The 16461-nt window shown below is 64.6% G+C and carries 15 protein-coding genes and 1 riboswitch; of the genes, 3 read left to right on the top strand and 12 right to left on the bottom strand.

All coding sequences use genetic code 11. From position 1 onward, the window contains the following. Window position 1: 1 nt before the first annotated feature. Genes cobM through cbiE form a run of 3 tightly spaced genes read right to left on the bottom strand, consistent with a single transcriptional unit; the run spans window position 2 to window position 2363 of the window. Complete coding sequence (gene cobM / locus VWZ85_RS16770; RefSeq protein ID WP_416589212.1) at window positions 2-796, bottom strand: precorrin-4 C(11)-methyltransferase; 795 nt, start codon at window positions 794-796, stop codon at window positions 2-4. Further along, on the bottom strand, window positions 793-1170 hold the full coding sequence (locus tag VWZ85_RS16775; protein WP_416589213.1) for a cobalamin biosynthesis protein: 378 nt from the start codon (window positions 1168-1170) through the stop codon (window positions 793-795). The genes cobM and VWZ85_RS16775 overlap by 4 nt, the downstream gene beginning before the upstream one ends. Further along, the gene (gene cbiE, locus VWZ85_RS16780; protein ID WP_416589214.1) at window positions 1167-2363 is read right to left on the bottom strand and encodes a precorrin-6y C5,15-methyltransferase (decarboxylating) subunit CbiE; all 1197 of its coding nucleotides are present in this window, start codon (window positions 2361-2363) and stop codon (window positions 1167-1169) included. Before cbiE ends, VWZ85_RS16775 begins: the two co-directional genes overlap by 4 nt. On the opposite strand from cbiE, the gene VWZ85_RS16785 reads away from it, so the two are divergent. Then, on the top strand, window positions 2362-3102 hold the full coding sequence (locus VWZ85_RS16785; protein WP_416589216.1) for a cobalt-precorrin-6A reductase: 741 nt from the start codon (window positions 2362-2364) through the stop codon (window positions 3100-3102). The two genes, cbiE and VWZ85_RS16785, sit on opposite strands and share 2 nt — an antisense overlap. Here VWZ85_RS16785 and cobJ read toward each other — a convergent pair. The 7 genes from cobJ to VWZ85_RS16820 form a co-directional block, all read right to left on the bottom strand. Further along, window positions 3099-3863, bottom strand: coding sequence for a precorrin-3B C(17)-methyltransferase (cobJ, locus tag VWZ85_RS16790; protein ID WP_416589218.1), 765 nt, complete (start codon window positions 3861-3863; stop codon window positions 3099-3101). The two genes, VWZ85_RS16785 and cobJ, sit on opposite strands and share 4 nt — an antisense overlap. Continuing rightward, window positions 3860-4588 carry a precorrin-2 C(20)-methyltransferase gene (locus tag VWZ85_RS16795; protein WP_260087413.1) on the bottom strand — a complete coding sequence of 243 codons (729 nt, stop codon included), beginning with the start codon at window positions 4586-4588 and terminating at the stop codon, window positions 3860-3862. The genes cobJ and VWZ85_RS16795 overlap by 4 nt, the downstream gene beginning before the upstream one ends. Before the next feature lie 3 nt (window positions 4589-4591). Further along, the gene (locus tag VWZ85_RS16800) at window positions 4592-5221 is read right to left on the bottom strand and encodes a precorrin-8X methylmutase (protein ID WP_340544887.1); all 630 of its coding nucleotides are present in this window, start codon (window positions 5219-5221) and stop codon (window positions 4592-4594) included. Between the two features lies 1 nt (window position 5222). After that, window positions 5223-6401 (bottom strand): precorrin-3B synthase, encoded by a 1179-nt coding sequence (gene cobG, locus VWZ85_RS16805; protein WP_416589219.1) that lies wholly within the window; start codon window positions 6399-6401, stop codon window positions 5223-5225. Then, window positions 6398-9643, bottom strand: a complete 3246-nt coding sequence (gene cobN / locus VWZ85_RS16810) for a cobaltochelatase subunit CobN (protein ID WP_416589220.1) — start codon at window positions 9641-9643, stop codon at window positions 6398-6400. Before cobN ends, cobG begins: the two co-directional genes overlap by 4 nt. A 91-nt stretch (window positions 9644-9734) precedes the next feature. Next, window positions 9735-10814 carry a cobalamin biosynthesis protein CobW gene (gene cobW / locus VWZ85_RS16815; protein WP_416534771.1) on the bottom strand — a complete coding sequence of 360 codons (1080 nt, stop codon included), beginning with the start codon at window positions 10812-10814 and terminating at the stop codon, window positions 9735-9737. 4 nt (window positions 10815-10818) lie between these two features. After that, window positions 10819-11226 (bottom strand): DUF1636 family protein, encoded by a 408-nt coding sequence (locus VWZ85_RS16820; RefSeq protein ID WP_416589222.1) that lies wholly within the window; start codon window positions 11224-11226, stop codon window positions 10819-10821. Between the two features lie 97 nt (window positions 11227-11323). Next, a riboswitch (cobalamin riboswitch) is annotated at window positions 11324-11544 on the bottom strand. Between the two features lie 50 nt (window positions 11545-11594). Between VWZ85_RS16820 and cobO the strand changes: the two genes are divergently transcribed. Beyond that, on the top strand, window positions 11595-12230 hold the full coding sequence (cobO, locus tag VWZ85_RS16825) for a cob(I)yrinic acid a,c-diamide adenosyltransferase (protein WP_340544893.1): 636 nt from the start codon (window positions 11595-11597) through the stop codon (window positions 12228-12230). A 247-nt stretch (window positions 12231-12477) separates the two neighbouring features. Beyond that, complete coding sequence (locus tag VWZ85_RS16830; protein WP_416589223.1) at window positions 12478-13710, top strand: PAS domain-containing protein; 1233 nt, start codon at window positions 12478-12480, stop codon at window positions 13708-13710. Between the two features lie 306 nt (window positions 13711-14016). Here the strand turns inward: VWZ85_RS16830 and glpD are convergent, their stop codons facing one another. Both glpD and VWZ85_RS16840 read right to left on the bottom strand, forming a co-directional pair. Further along, window positions 14017-15606 carry a glycerol-3-phosphate dehydrogenase gene (glpD, locus tag VWZ85_RS16835; RefSeq protein ID WP_416589225.1) on the bottom strand — a complete coding sequence of 530 codons (1590 nt, stop codon included), beginning with the start codon at window positions 15604-15606 and terminating at the stop codon, window positions 14017-14019. After that, window positions 15599-16384, bottom strand: coding sequence for a DeoR/GlpR family DNA-binding transcription regulator (locus VWZ85_RS16840; RefSeq protein ID WP_416534773.1), 786 nt, complete (start codon window positions 16382-16384; stop codon window positions 15599-15601). The genes glpD and VWZ85_RS16840 overlap by 8 nt, the downstream gene beginning before the upstream one ends. Window positions 16385-16461: the final 77 nt, after the last annotated feature.

The raw sequence follows: 16461 nt of genomic DNA on the forward strand, positions 1-16461 counted from the left end.
CTTAGTCGTCCCCATGGCTCCAGCTCGACCACGGGCTGTCGGCGCTCTGCGGCCGGTAGCGGCGATCGTATTCGGTGGAATAGAGGCAGCTTTCGTCAAAGCCTTCGCCCTTCAGCACCGGTCCCACAAGGATCAGCGCGGTGCGGGAGATTTTCTCGTCCAGCGCATCCTTCAAGGTCTCCAGCGTGGCACGGATGATCTGCTGATCCGGCCAGCTGGCGCGGTAAACCACCGCCACCGGACAATCCGCGCCGTAATGGGGCGCGAGGCTGTCAACCACATGGTCCAGATTGCCGATCGACAGGTGAATGGCCAGCGTGGCACCGGTACGGGCGAAATTCTCCAGCGTCTCGCCCTCGGGCATCGAGGACGCGCGCCCCGGCGTGCGGGTCAGCACCACTGACTGGCCAAGGCCCGGCAGGGTCAGCTCGGTGCCGAGCGCGGCAGCAGCGGCGGCAAAGGATGGCACACCGGGGGTGACGCTCACCGGAATGCCCTCCGCCTTCAATCGGCGCAGCTGTTCGCCCATCGCCGACCACACCGACAGATCGCCCGAATGCAACCGCGCCACGTCCTGTCCCGCCTCATGCGCCGCCTTGATCTCCGCCACGATGGCATCCAGATCCATCGCTGCGGTGTTCACGATTTTCGCGTCCGCCGGGCAGTGGCTCAGGATTTCCTCCGGCACCAGCGACCCGGCGTACAGGCACACCGGGCAGGCGGCGATGATGTCGCGCCCGCGCAGGGTCAGAAGGTCGGCAGCGCCCGGTCCGGCGCCAATGAAGTGAACGGTCATGGCTCAAGTCTTTCTGCTATGGCCGCGGTGGCAAGCCCATCCGCGGTGACAACTCTGGGGGCAAGAAGGCGCGCGCGTGCGCCCTTCACCCCATGGCGCGCGCCCGCCAGCGCCGCGGCTTCCGCCAGCGACCCGGTGCCGAACCGCGCCTTTATCCTTGGCGAGCAGGTCAATGTCCGCTCCCCGGTTATATCCTGTTCCTGCAATGAAATCACCGGCAGCCCAAGGCTGCGCGCAAACTCCTGCATAGCGGGGGCGTCGGCCTTCTGAGCGATGGAGGCCAGCGCATCCACCCGCTCCCCGGTCAGCGCCAGTGCGGCCTGCAAATCCGCTGCCGTGGCCGTGCTGCGGAACCCGATGCCTGCCACCTTCATCGCGTGACACTCCACTGGATGACGGGTCGCGCCCGTCGCCAGTCGCGCATGGTGCCCAGCGGCCCGGCCTCGGCAATCTCCGCCTTCAGAAGATTCCCGCCACGATCCGCATGAGCCTGCATCAAGAGGGTTTCGGTTTCCAGCGTTACCCCATTTGCAACCAGCCGGGTGCCTGCGGGCAAGATGTCCCACAGATGATCCAGCAGCGCCTGCGAGCCGCCGCCGCCGATGAACACGCAGTCGGGCAGCGGGTGGCCCTCCAGCACGGCGGGCGCCTTGCCCAGCACAGCGGTCATCCGGTGCTCAATCCCAAAGGCGGCGGCATTGGCGCGGATGTTCTCCAGCCGGCTTTCGCGCGGCTCGAAGGTGATCGCCCGCGCACCCTGTGCGGCCAGACACCACTCCACCGAGACGGACCCAGACCCGCCGCCGATGTCCCACAGCAGCTCACCTGCGCGCGGGGCCAGCGCCGACAGGGTCAGCGCCCGAATGGGGCGTTTGGTGATCTGCCCGTCACTGGAAAAGAGATCATCCGCCAGCCCCGACGCCTGCGGCAGCCCGGGCCGCATGGTCTCGATGGCCATAAGGACCGGCGCTTCTGCCTGCGGCAGATCCCAGGCTTCGGCTGTTGCTTGGCGCAGCCGTTGCCTTGGCCCGCCCAGCCGTTCCATCAGATGAAGCCGCGCGTCGGGCTGGCCGTTTGCAGCCAGCCATTGCGCCAGCTCCGCCGGTGCCTTGCCATCGCGCAGGGTGCAGATCAGGCGCACGCCCCGGCCCAGAAGCGGCAGCAGCCGCGCAAAAGGTGCGGCATGAAGGCCAAGGCACAGAACCTCCTCCAGCTTCCAGCCCAGAAGATTGGCGGCCAGCGCAAAACAGGATGGCGCCGGGTGCGACACCCATTCACCCGCCTCCAGATCCCGCATCAGCGAGCCGCCGGCGCCATGCCAGAACGGATCGCCGGAGGCGAGAACAGCGACTTTGCGCCCGCGCATCGCCAGCACCGGCCCGGTTGAAAACGGCACCGGCCAGGGCTGACCCTTGCTGCCGGCCTCCACCAGCTCCAGATGCCGCGGGCCGCCAAAGATCACCTCGGCCTCTGCCAGCGCCTTCCGGCTTGCATCGCTTAAGGAATCCAGTCCATTTTCGCCCAGACCAATGATTGTGAGCCAGTGCTTGGAAAGGCCATCAGACATGACACGCATCCTCCTGCTGGGCGGCACCACCGAGGCCTCGCAATTGGCCAAAACCCTTGCGGAAACTGGTGCGGATGCAGTGTTTTCCTACGCGGGCCGCACCGCCAATCCGGTCAGCCAGCCGCTGCCCACCCGCATTGGCGGCTTTGGTGGCGTGGAGGGGCTGGCGGCATACCTTCAGGCCGAAAACATCACCCATGTGGTCGACGCGACCCACCCGTTCGCGGCGCAGATGAGCACCAATGCGGTGCACGCCTGCGAAGCGGCGGGTGTGCCGCTCTGCGCCTTTGAACGCCCGGCCTGGCAGGCGGGGGAGGGCGACCGGTGGGTTCAGACGGACAGCATCGAAGGCGCGGTAAATGCTCTGCCGGATTCCCCCGCGCGGGTGTTTCTGGCGATCGGCAAACAGAACCTTGCGCAATTCGCCGCCAAACCGCAGCACCACTACCTTCTGCGGCTGGTGGACGAACCTGAGGCCGACTTGCCGCTGCCAAACACCACGGTCGAAATCGCCCGCGGGCCGTTTGACGTGGCGGGCGACACAGATCTGATGCAGCGCCACGCCATCACCCATATCGTGGCCAAGAACGCCGGCGGTGCAGGCGCAGCCGCCAAACTCACCGCCGCGCGCACCCTCGGCCTGCCGGTCATCATGATCGGCAGACCCGAGGTGCCTCAGCGCCCCGTTATGGGCAGCGTGGCAGAGGTGATGGCCTGGCTGTTGCATTCCGCCGCTTAACCCTCAGCCGCGTAGCGGGGGGTATAAACGTAATGGCCCACCCGCCGCGTGTCGCGGTTGCCGACAATAACCACCGTGCGCATGTCGGCCATCTCGGGCGTTGCGTCCTTCAGCGGCACGGTCAGCAGCTCCTGTCCCGGCTTGGTCACGTCGCGGGCAAAGGTGATCAGCGTCTCCGCACCGCAGGCCTCGCGCAGGATCTCCAGCGCGCGGGCAAACTGATGCGGTCGCGACTTGGAACGCGGGTTGTAGAACGCCATCGCCAGACCTGCCTCGCCAACCAGTTGCAGGCGTTTTTCAATCAGGCTCCAGGGCTTCAGGTTGTCGCTGAGGTTGATGGCCGCGAAATCATGCCCCAGCGGCGCGCCGATGGCGGCAGCAGCGGCCAGCATCGCGGTGATGCCGGGCAGCACCTTGATCTCCAGATCCAGCCACTCGGGGTTGCTTTCGGCGTTGTTCTCCAGCGCCTCAAACACGGCAGAGGCCATGGCGAACACCCCCGGATCACCGGAGGAGACAACGACAACCCGCTTGCCCTCGGATGCCATTTCCAGCGCATGGGTGGCGCGGTCCACTTCGACACGGTTGTCGGTGGCGTGCAGGGTCAGGCCGTCGCGCGGCTCAACGCGGTTGACGTAAGGGATATAGCCAACGATATCCGTGGCCTCATCAATGGCGTCGCGCACTTCCTGCGTTACCAATGCCTCGTTGCCGGGCCCAAGCCCCGCAATCACAACCCAGCCGTTTTGCGATAGTTTCATGGCCGGCGCCCCTGTCCGTGAACCAAGACGATAGAAAAGTAAGGCACCTCGCCGTCGATCTCCGACAGCTTCTGCACGGTTTGCCCGGGCATGGTGCCGCGTTCGACCAGCCAGGCGTCATCTGCGCGGCCCGCACGTTCCAGCGCGCGGCGCAGTTTGGGCAGGTTGCGGCCGATTTTCATGACGACCAGCGCGTCGGTTTCTGCCGCGCGTTTGGCCAGCTCATCCTCGCTGAGGGTGGCCATCGCCACGGTCAGAACATCATCGCCCCAGGTGATCGGCTGGCCGGAGGCGGTCCAGCAGCCGGACATGCCGGTGATGCCGGGAATGATCTCCTGCGCGGCCCGGCCCTGCAGGCGGGTGTAGAGATGCATATAAGAGCCATAGAGGAACGGATCCCCCTCACAGAGCACCACGACGTCCTCGGTCTGGGCAATCTCGGCCAATGTGTCGGCCCAGCGATCATAGAACTCCGCCAGCACCCGGTTGTATTCGGGGTCTGAGAAATGGATCTCGGTCGTCACCGGGTATTCCATCGCGTGTTCGGTGACGCCGTCTGCCAGCATGCCTTCGACAATCGCGCGGGCCTGGCCCTTGCGGCCGGCCTTGCGGAAATAGGCAATGTGACGCGCGCCGGAAATCATCCGGTGCGAGCGCAGGCTCATCAGATCGGGATCCCCGGGGCCGAGCCCCGCGCAGATGACTTTGCCCTTCGCAATGGTCATGGCTTACTCTTTCCAGCTCGCCAGCGCGTTCACGGCAGCGACAGTGATTGCAGACCCGCCGAGGCGCCCTTTGACGATCATCGACGGCACTGGCAGATCTTCCATCAGCGCCTCTTTGGATTCCATCGCACCGACAAAACCGACGGGACAGCCGATAATGGCGGCGGGGCGGGGGCAATCGGGGTCTTTCAGCATGTTCAACAGGTGAAACAGCGCGGTTGGGGCATTGCCGATGGCCACGACCGCACCTTCCAGTTTCGGGCGCCAAAGCTCCAGCGCGGCGGCGGAGCGGGTGTTGGCCATCTCCTTGGCCAGCTCCGGCACCTTGGGGTCTCGCAGGGTACAGATCACCTCATTGTCCGCGGGCAGGCGCGGGCGGGTGATGCCCTCGGAGACCATATACGCATCGCAGAGGATCGGCGCGCCCTTGGCAAGGGCTGCGCGGGCGGTCTCGGCCATGCCTTGGGAAAACCGCACATGCTCCTCCAGCCCCACCATGCCTGCGGCGTGGATCATGCGGACGACGACAACTTCCTCGTCCTTGCTGAAGCGCGCCAGATCGGCCTCGCGGCGGATGGTGGCAAAGCTTTCGGCATAGATCGCGGCGCCATTGGTTTCATAGGTGTGGAGCATATCAGCTGCCCTCTGTCATAAGGTCTGGAGCGGCGCGTAAGCGGGCGGCGCTCAGGGAGGTGTTTAGCGGGTGATCGGCGGCAGTGCCATTGCGGATCAGGTCAAATTGGTCGTCACCGGTGGCGGTCAGCACCAGATCGGCGGGGCGGGGGTGGGCACAGCCTTTGGCGCAGCCGGAGACATGCAGATGCAGGCCCGCAGGCACCGCAGGGGCCAGATCGCGGGCCAGAGCGCGCGTCGCCGCGCGCGCCTGCGGGCAGCCGGGTGCCCCGGTGCAGGCGCTCACCCGCAGGCGGGGATCCGTTGCATCCAGGATCAGGCCGGGCAGGGGGGGCAGGGTGCTGGCGCCTTCGACAAGCAGCATCCGCCAGGGGGTGAGCCGCAGCGCGCCGTGATCGGCCAGCGCCGCCAACGTGCGGGCAGGCATCTGGCCAAATTCCAAAGCCACCAACAGCCCCTGCGCCGATGCGCCCGGGAGAGGCCGGAGGGAAGACGTTGCGGCACCGACCGTTGCCGCATGCGCCGCAGGGGGGCCGCGGCGCGCAATCAGCCGGTGCATTCTGCCACGCCCCCCGGACGCGCCGCCTTGGTCGAGAAACCAGCGCGCCAGCGCGAGGGCGTCGCCTGCGGCACCGTCAGCCGCGACCGGCAGGCCCCTGTCTGCACCATCGGCGCGCAGGATCAGCCCGTCAGGGCCACGTTCGATGCGGATATCTGCGGCTGTCTCGGCCAGCACGGGCAGGTCACCACAGTCCACAGCAAAGCCGAACTTGCCGGGAAGCGCCAGATCGCGGGCCGCCGTCAGCGCGGCGGCCAGCGTCTGCGCAATCTGGTGGCTGTCGTCGCCTGCGCGCCAGAACGGCGTCAGGGTGATATTGCGACGCGCTTCGGCCTCTGCATCCTCATCGACCAGACCCAGATCGCCAAGACCTGCGATCAGTGGCGGATGGGCGTCCTCGCGAATGCCGCGCAGTTGCAGATTGGCGCGGGCGGAAATATCGACAATGCCGGATCCACAGCGCTGCGCCAGATCGGCCAGACCGCGCGCCTGATCCGGTGTGAGCCGCCCCAAAGGTGCGCGCACCCGCACCACCAGCCCGTCGCCCGACATCATCGGACGCAGCGCACCGGGACACCAGCCATAGACTTTGGGCGCTGGGGAGGCGGCTTGCTCACTCACACCGCGCCCTCCAGCTCGGCCATGATCGAGTTCCGCCGCGTGCTCCACAGGCCGGCATCAAACAGCGCGCGAAAGCGGTCGCGCATGGCAGCCAGCGCGTCGGGGTTCTCGCGCTCCATGAAGTCGACCAGATCCTCGCGGCCCAAAGTGGCCTCGAAATAGAGATCAAAGAGATGCGGCTGCACCACCTGCGCCAGATGGGCAAAGGCCGCCATGTGATCCAGCGTCGCCGCGATTTCCGCCGCGCCGCGAAAGCCGTGGTTCATCATCGAGGTGGCCCAATCGGGATTGGCGGCGCGGGCGCGCGTCACGCGGGCGATCTCCTCGCCCAAGCTGCGCGCCTGCGGTTTGTCAGGCCGGGTGGCATCCATGTGGTAGAGCGCCGGTGCCTTTTGGCCGATGCGCGCCATGGCGGCGGCAAATCCGGCCTCATGCGCGGCATAATCCGAGGCCACCAGCAGGTCGGTTTCCGGCAGATCCTGCAGGTGGACAAAGCTGTCGGCGGTTTGCAGGCGGACCTCCAGGGCCTCGCGGGCATCGGTGATGGTGCCCTTGGCATCAATCGCGTGCGAAGACGCGTTGAGCCAGGCCTCGCCCGCTGCCGCGCGGGCCGCGTCGCTGTAGTCATCCAGATGCGGGTTCATCGACAGGCCATATTGGCCCGGTTTCGGGCCAAAGACGCGGGGCGTCTGCGCCAGATAGGGATTGTCGCTCGCGCTTTCCTCGCGGCCTGCCAGCGCGGCGGCGGCGGCCTCGAACATCTGCGCCAGACCGGGGAAGACGTCACGGAACAGACCGGAGACCCGCAGGGTGACATCAATGCGTGGCCGGTTCAGCATCGAGAGCGGCAGCACCTCGAAACCGGAGACGCGCTCGGAGCCTTCGTCCCACTTGGGCGCGAGCCCCGCCAGATGCAGCGCCATGGCAAATTCCTCGCCCGCGGTGCGCATGGTGGCCGAGCCCCAGAGATCAATCACCAGCCCGCGTGGCCAGTCGCCATGGTCCTGAAGATGGCGGCGCAGCAGCTCTTCCGCCAGCTTGACCCCTTGCGCCTGCGCCGCGCGCGACGGCACCGCGCGGGGATCCGTTGTAAAGAGGTTGCGCCCGGTCGGGATCACATCCGTACGGCCGCGAAACGGCGAGCCGGAGGGGCCGGGGGCCACCATCTGGCCATTCAGCGCGGCCACCAGCCCGGCGCGTTCCTCAGCGCCGCATTGACCGGTGCCAAAGATATGCAGCCCTTCCCCATATTGGCTTTCCTTGATGTCGCAGACAAAGGCGTCGATCCGGGTGATCGCCTCGGCGGGCGAGGTGTCTGGCGTGAGGCCTAGATCAGCCTCCACGCCTGTGCCCTGCGCCTCGGCCCGGATGCTGTCGATCAGCCGGTCGCGGCGGGCCGGATCCAATCCGTCAGCGGTGGAATATTCATCAAGCAGGCTTTCCAGCCGCGCCATGCCTGCGGGCAGATTGGTCTGCGCCAGCGGCGGCGGCAGATGGCCTAGGGTGACGGCGCCAATGCGGCGCTTGGCCTGTGCGGCCTCACCCGGATCATTGACGATAAAGGGATAGGCAACAGGCAGCGGCCCGGTCAGCACCTCGGGCCAGCAGTGCTCGGACAGGGCGACGGCCTTGCCAGGCAGCCACTCCAGCGTGCCATGGGCGCCGATGTGGACAATGGCGTCGGACTGGCTGCGCAGCCACATGTAGAACGCCACATAGGCATGGCGCGGGGTGCGGTCGAGATCGTGGTAATCATCGACGCGGGTTTTCACCTCGCCGCGTTCGGGTTGCAGCGCGATCAGCGCCTTGCCTGCCCGCAACGCCTTGAAGTGAAAGGCACCATCGCGGCAATCCGGGTCTTCCTCAGCGGCACCCCAGGCCTCCGACAGCCTGTCCTGCAACACCTTCGGCAGGGTCGCCAGCGCAGCCCGGTAGCCCTCTAGCGAGATGGTCTGCGTCTCCGCCATCAGCCGCAGGCCGGTGCTTTCCAGCGGTTCCACGACATAGCCCTGATCCCAGAGCTCGCGCAGGATTTCATCGCAGGAGGCCAGCGCATCCAGTCCCACCGCATGGGCCAGATTGTGATCGCGGCCCGGATAGGTGGACAGCACCAGCGCCAGACGTTTGTCGGCATTGGGCAGCTGCGCCAGCCGCAGCCAGCCCTCGATCCGGTCAACGGCTGCGGTGATGCGGCCGGGATCGGCGCGATGGGCAAAGCGGGAATATTGCAGATCCGGGTCTTTCTTGCCCGGCGCCTTGAAGCTGACCAGCCCGGCGAAAATGCGGCCATCCACCTCGGGCAGCACCACATGCATGGCTAGATCGGCCGGGGACAGCCCGCGATCCGCCTCGGTCCAGTCCTTGCGCCGCGCGGTGGACAAGGCGACCTGGAACACCGGACAGCCGGTGGTGGAGAGCGGCGACGCGCTGCCATCGGTGCCCTGCGCCGAGAAGGCGGTGGCGTTCACGATGGCTGCCGGGGCCAGTCCGGGCAGTTTGTCACGCAGCCAGTCCGCGCTGGCCGGTGCCTTGAGGCTGGCAGCAAAGGCGCCATAGGCCGCATAACCCCGTCCGCGCAGCTCATTTATCAGCGCATCCACCGGGGCGGTATCGGCCGCCGTCAGATAGGAGCGGTAGAAACTCACCAATATGAGGGGTTTGTCCTGCGCTGGCAGATCCGCCAGCACGCCTTTTTCCGGGTCATAGAACCCGTGTTCGGGCGTGCTCTTGAGGCCAAGGACCGGACCGGCATAAAGCCCCGCCGCCAGCGACAGCTGGGCAAGTGCCGCCTGTGCCGCCACCGCACCGCCGGCATCACATAGATGCTGGAGCCGGCGCAGAGTTGAAACCGGCAGGGTCGAGAGGGCGTCCAGACGGGCATCTTCGCGCCCGTCAGCCGGCAGGATCGCCAGCGCGATGCCCTTGCGCCGCGCCAGATCCTGTAGCGTGGCAAGCCCGTAGGACCAGTAGCTTTCGCCGCCGATCAGACGTACCAGAACGCCCTTGGCGCCCTCCAGTGTCTGTTCGGCATAGACATCGACCGAGAGCGGGTGTTTCAGCGCCACCAGATTGGCAAGGCGCAGGCTGGGCAGCTTGCCCTCGGCCCGGTGCCAGCCCGCCGCAAAGGCCCCGAGATCGCTGTCGGAGAACGACAGCACCACAAGGTCCGCAGGCGTCTGCCCCAGATCCTGTGGTGTATCACTCTCGTCGAGGCCGTGGCTTTCGCGGAAGACGACATGCATGGGTCAGGCCTTTGTATTCTGGCAGGCGGCGGGCGCTCTGTGGGCTGCGTCCGAGCCTGGGAGGGTGCGAATGCGCCCGACCGGCATCGGCTCAGGCCCCCAGTTCGGCGCGGATGGCGGCGGCGTCGATGTTGTCATGCTCGGCAATCACCACCAGCTGGGTGCGCCGGGGCATGTCACCCCAGGGCTGGTCATATTGCGCGCGCAGGCGTTCGCCCACGGCCTGAACAAGCATCCGCATCGGTTTTCCTTCCACCGCCACATAACCTTTGACGCGCAGGATATTGCGCTCGCGGGCGAGTTTCACGATGGCATCTTGCAATGCCTGCGGATCGGAAACTTCGCCGAGGTCGACCACGATTGTATCAAAATCGTCATGGCTGTGATCATGGTGGTGATGATCGTGGTCGTGGTCGTGATCATCGTCATGGTGGTGATGATGCTCATGGTGCGACGGGCGCGCATCCAGATCATCTTCGGCCGCGGCCTCAAGCCCCAGAATGACGCGCGGGTCGATCACGCCTTCGGACATCGACAGGATCGGCAGTTTGCGCGGCGCTTCGGCCTCGATCATCGCGCGGGCCTTGTCCAGGCCCTCTTCACCGGCCAGATCGGCCTTCGACAGCAGGATGATGTCCGCGCAGGAGATCTGATCCTTGAACAGCTCCGACAGCGGGGTTTCATGGTCGATGCCCTCATCGGCTTCCCGCTGGGCCTGCACCGCATCCAGATCGGTGGCGAACTGGCCCTTGGCGACCGCTTCGGCGTCGGCCAGCGCAACCACGCCATCCACGGTGATGCGCGACCGGATCGCGGGCCAGTCAAAGGCCTTCAACAGCGGTTTCGGCAGCGCCAGACCGGAGGTTTCGATCACGATGTGATCGGGTTTTTCCGGCAGGTTCATCAGCTGTTCGATGGTGGGGATGAAATCATCGGCCACGGTGCAGCAGATACACCCGTTGGCGAGCTCCATGATGTTCTCTGCCGGGCAGTTCTCATCGGCGCAGGATTTCAGGATTTCACCGTCCACACCGGCGGTGCCAAATTCATTGACCACCACGGCCAGACGCTTGCCCTGCGGGTTCTGCATCAAATGGCGGATCAGGGTGGTTTTGCCCGCACCAAGGAAGCCGGTGATGACGGTGACGGGGATTTTGTTCAGATCGCTCATGGGGTCAGTCCTTGGATAAGGAGGGAGGAGTGGGAGAGGTCGCCGCAGGTGCGGGCGCAGGCGGGATACGGGCGATGGATTGCTTGCGGAACACCACGGGGCGTTCGCGCCAGGGCACCAGACCATCCGTGGTGGCGGCATAGGCGGCAGCGCCGCTCAGGATGTCGGGCACATGCTCGTCGGGATCAAGATCACCGTAGATGTAGCTCCAGCGGGCGTCGCCGCCGCTCAGCACCATGGAACAGCCACGGGTACAGGCCGAGAGGCATTCGACACCGCGCACCGCAATGCCTTTGGGCAGATCGGCCTCTTGCAGGGCGGCCAGCATACGGGCACCGGGGCGGGGGGCCTCCGGGTCGGTCACCTCGCCGCGACGGCAGGTGGTGCAGATCGTCAATGTTACCTCGGCCATGAGCGCCCTTCACTTGGTTCAGCGAGGGGGCTGCGGGCCAGCGGGGGCGCGAGGGTCGCGCGCGGATCCCAGCCGGTCGCGGAACACCCCGTCCGCCCGTTGCATTTCGTGCGTTGGCAGGTCTCCCGGCTTGCGGATGCCAGGACCTTTTTCGGGTCCTGACGGTCATCCTGCCTTCCCGAGTGGTACTCAGTGGCGTCGGAGACCTCTCCGGTCACGGTCGCGGGGGCGGCTGTGCTTTGACGGACCCTGATGGCCCAACTGTCACATTCCCTCTTCGCCTGCCAAATGGCAGGAACCAACAAAACCCCCTTGCGCCATTGCCCCTGTCTTTGTCAAGAGATGGGCGAACCAGTAGGAGAGCCACAATGAGCGATACGCCCGAGACCGACATTTCCGAAGCAGAAGCGGCACGCCATGCGGCGAAAATGGCCAAGAAGAAGGCCGCCCGCGACCGCATGATGCAGAACAAGGATGGCGAAAAGGGGCTGATCATCGTCCACACCGGTCCGGGCAAGGGCAAGTCCAGCTCCGGATTTGGCATGATCATGCGGTGCATTGCCCATGGGATGCCCTCGGCAGTGGTGCAGTTCATCAAAGGCGCCTGGCAGACCGGTGAACGCACCCTGATCGAGGAGAACTTCAGCGAGCTGTGCCAGTTCTACGCGATGGGCGAAGGCTTTACCTGGGAGACCCAGGACAAGGCGCGCGATATTGCCGCCGCACAGAAGGGCTGGGAGAAGGCCAAGGAGATGATCCGCGACGAGCGCAACGCCATGGTGCTCCTCGATGAAATCAACATCGCGCTGCGCTATGACTACATCGACATTGCCGATGTGGTGGAATTCCTTGAGACCGAGAAACCGCCGATGACCCATGTCGTCCTGACCGGTCGCAACGCCAAGGAAGAGCTGATCGAGATCGCTGATCTGGTCACCGAAATGGGTCAGATCAAACATCCTTTCCGCGACGGCATCAAAGCCCAGAAGGGTGTGGAGTTCTGATTTCCTGACGTGATCGTGACATGAGGCGGAAAGCTCCTGCACTATTTTGCGGGGGCTTTTTTTGTTGGCGATTGTTGTTCGGATGCGGGGTCGGTGGCAGGCGGTGAAAGCGGACCCGCAGGGCGGGCTCCGGGCCGGGAGAGTCCGAATTCTTGAAATTTATCTCGATTTTCCACGGTGAATTTACGGCTGTGTAACGCACAAGGTTTAGGCAGGTCACCTACACAAGTAGCGATGGGAAATCACTTTGACGTTCATGGACAGCCGGATCGAAGCGCGCCCGCTCAGGGGAGAGGCTCCCTTTGCGCTCAATGAAGTATTCTACTCCAGAACGGATGGCCGTGGGGTTATTCAAATCGGAAACGAGATTTTCCGGCGGGTGTCAGACTACCCGTGGGGCGATCTGATCGGAGCGCCACATAAGATCATCCGCCATGAGGATATGCCGCATGGGGTGTTCCAGCTGTTCTGGGAGACAATCCAGGCCGGCGATTTCTTTGGCGGCTACATAAAGAACAAGTCCCGCGATGGGCTGCACTACTGGGTTTATGCAGTTGTTGTCCCCTGCGAAGAGGGGTTTCTTTCGGCGCGGATCAAACCGACCAGCAAACTGTTTGATAAGATTGCACAAGGCTATGCGGATCTGCTGAAAGCCGAGCAGGACGGCGGGCTCAGCCCTGAGGAAAGCCGTGACAGGCTGCTGGACTGGTGTCGTGAACTGGGTTTTGAGAACTACCAGCAGTTTGCCGCCAACGCGCTGGCAGATGAGCTGGCGGCCCGCGATCAGGGGATGGAAAATGCGCCTGATCTGGCGATTGAACGCCTGCGGACCATGCTCGCAAACTCGGATGTTCTTGCAGAAGAAACCCGTGGTCTGATCGACGATTTTGCGGCGATGCGCACCATTCCCCACAACCTGCGGGTCCTTGCGTCGCGGATTGAACCGTCGGGCGGCCCGGTGACCGTGCTGTCACAGAACTACGGGTCCATCTCGCAGGAGATGTCGAACTGGTTCGCCACCCATGTTATGGGCAAGGACAGCAATTTTTCAAAGATCAAGGGGCAGGTCAGCCAGAGCCTGTTCGTGGCAGGCGTCGTACGTATTTTCAGTGAATGCAGCAAGCAGCTTCAGCGAGAGAACCATTCCGTGCTGGGTGAGGAGGGCCGGGCGCATGAGCAATCGCTGCTGCGGGCGCTAGCCATGGTACAGGAAGAACATGCTCGCACACAGCTGTCGGATGTGAACCGCGAGGCGGAGCGGATCACCAAGATCTGCGAAAACATGCAGCGCCAGCTGCTGGGGCTGAGCTCGACGCGGGTGCTGTGCAAAATCGAAAGCGCGCGGCTTCCCGAGGATGGTCATTCTCTGTCTGACATCATCGACCAGCTGGGACGATTCCAGCAGCGTATCTCGCAGCGGCTTCAGCACATCAGCAAGCTGTGCTCCAACGATCCGTCGCCCGCAGATCAGACCGCATGAGGCGCGGGAGATCCTTGGGTCGTGCCGGGACATAGCACCGGCAGGCCGCGCCGGACGAAGGCCGCTGCGGATTGTTGATCGAAGGAATATGGCAACGCTTGCTCACCCCGGGCATTGCCGCTCTTGTTGCCAACAATGTCAGCCCCTCTGACCAAATGTTTCGCGTGCGAAACAATCGGACAGGGGGGCTGATACTTTTTGTAGGCGTTGCGCAGGCTGCGGGCGCATAGGGCTGGGATGTGTTGCCGCAGGGTTAAGCCGCGCAGGCTGAAACGAGATGAGGCGCGCCCGCTCTGCAACTGGACCTCAGGCCGTCAGATCGGCGGCCCTTGCACGGATATAGCCGTCAACCGCGGCGCGCTCCTCCTCGGTCAGGCGCAGGGCGAGTTTGGTGCGGCGCAGGAGGTAATCCTCGCCGGTGCGGACCCATTCGCGGGCGATGGTCCAGTCGAGTTCACGCGCGGTGATGGTGGCGCCAAAAGCCTGGCCAAGATCCTCGGCTGAGGTTGCCTCGCCCAATACGTCCCAGGCCTCGGCGCCATAGGCGCGGATCAGGCGGCGGGTCGCGTAGGGGCTGAGGAAGGGATAGTCCTGCGCCAGTTTCGCGGTGAGTTTCGCCACATCGCCGACCGGGAAATCGCCGCCGGGCAGGGCGACACCTGCGGTCCAGTCGCGGGGGAGGTCGGGAAACTGGGTGCCGATTTTCTCCAGCGCGGCCTCGGCCAGTTTGCGGTAGGTGGTTATCTTGCCGCCAAAGACATTCAGCAGCGGCGCGGCAGTGTTGTCCAGCGTCAGCACGTATTCGCGCGTGGCAGCGGTGGCCGAGCTGGCACCATCGTCATAAAGCGGACGCACGCCGGAATAGGTCCAGACGATATCGTCACGGCTGAGCGGATTGGCGAAATACTGCGAGGCGAAATTGATCAGGTAATCCTGTTCCTCGGGCGTGCAGGTCGGGGCGGTTTCGGGATCCGGGTGGTCGGCATCGGTGGTGCCGATCAGCGTGTAGTCCTCTTCGTAGGGGATCGCGAATATGATGCGGCCATCGGTGCCCTGAAAGAAATAGCAGCGCCCGTGATCGTAGAGTTTCGGGACCACGATATGGCTGCCGCGCACCAGCCGTACGCTTTCGCGGCTGTTCTGGCCCAGTTTCTGGCGCAGCACATCGGCAACCCATGGGCCGCCGGCATTGACCAGCATCTTTGCGCGCCGTTCGAAGGTCTCGCCGGTGGCGATATCCTGAAGCTGGATCACCCAGTGGTCATCGCGACGTCGGGCGCCGGTGACCTTAGTGCGGGTCATGATCTCGGCGCCGCGGGCCTCGGCGTCGCGGGCATTCAGCACCACAAGACGGGCGTCTTCAATCCAGCAGTCGGAATATTCAAAGGCGGTCTTGAACTTCGGGTCCAGCGGGCGGCCTGCGGGGTCGCTGGCGAGATCCAGTTTGGAGGTGCCGGGCAGGATGCCGCGTTTGCCGAGGCTGTCGTACATGAACAGGCCAAGGCGGATCAGCCAGGCGGGGCGGCGGCCCTTCATCCACGGCAGAAAGGTGGTCAGCAGTTTCGACGTCGGTGTGGTGTTGTCAAAGCGCATGTCCTTGTGGAACGGCAGCACAAAACGCATCGGCCAGGAGATATGCGGCATTGCCTTCAGCAGCACCTCGCGTTCGATCAGCGCCTCGCGGACCAGACGGAATTCGAAGTATTCAAGGTAGCGCAGGCCGCCGTGGAACAGTTTGGTGGAGGCCGAGGAGGTGGCGGAGGCGAGGTCGTTCATTTCGGCCAGCGCCACCGACAGGCCGCGCCCTGCGGCGTCGCGGGCGATGCCGCAGCCGTTGATGCCGCCGCCGATGATGAAAAGATCGGTGATCTGGTCTTGCGCGTGAGTATCAGGCATTTTCGCTACTTTCGTTTTCGCCAACCCAGAGGATTTGCGTGTCCGCAGCCTCGGCTGCGCGGGAGAATTCAGGGGGGACGGGGCGGTCGGTGATCACCACGTCAAGATCGGCAACATCGCAGATGCGGACCGGGGCGGTGCGCTCGAACTTGCTGCCGTCGCAGACCAACACCCGTTTGCGGGCGTTCTTCAGGATGGCGCGGGCAACCGAGACTTCGCGTGCATCATGGTCGAGAATGGCACCGTCGGCGTCCATGGCCGAAGCGCCGATAACGGCGATATCGACCTTGTAGCGGGCGATAAATTCCAGCGCGTCCTCGCCCACGATAGCGCCATCGCTTTGCCGGATGGCACCGCCGACAAGTATCAGTTCTTTGCTCTCGTCCTCCATCATCATATTGATAATGTTGATATTGTTGGAGAGCACCGTGAGGCCGCGATGGCCGGAGAGCGCGCGCGCGACCTGTTCGGTGGAGGTGCCGATATTGAGGGTGATGGCGCAATTGTCAGGGATCAGATCAGCGGCAAGGGCCGCCATGGCGCGTTTGCCGCGGGCGTTCAGCTTGCGCCGTTCGGCGTAGTCGCGGCTGGCGCCACTGCTGCTGCGCACCGCGCCGCCGTGCACGCGGGAGAGTGCGCCACGGGCGGCCAGATCGCGCAGGTCGGTGCGGATGGTTTGTAATGAGACGCCAAAGCGCTGGGCGAGGTCCTCGACCTCGACCCGGTCCTGCCGGGTCAGCAGGTCCAGAATTGCCGTTTGTCTTTCGGTTGCGTCCATAGCCCGTCCTCTCGCAGGCTTATCTAGGCCTCCGATTGCGAAAAGTCACGAGTTATTTTCGTTTTGCTTTCGTTTTG

The sequence above is a fragment of the Phaeobacter sp. JH20_29 genome (assembly GCF_048056175.1).
Lineage (GTDB): Bacteria > Pseudomonadota > Alphaproteobacteria > Rhodobacterales > Rhodobacteraceae > Phaeobacter > Phaeobacter bryozoorum.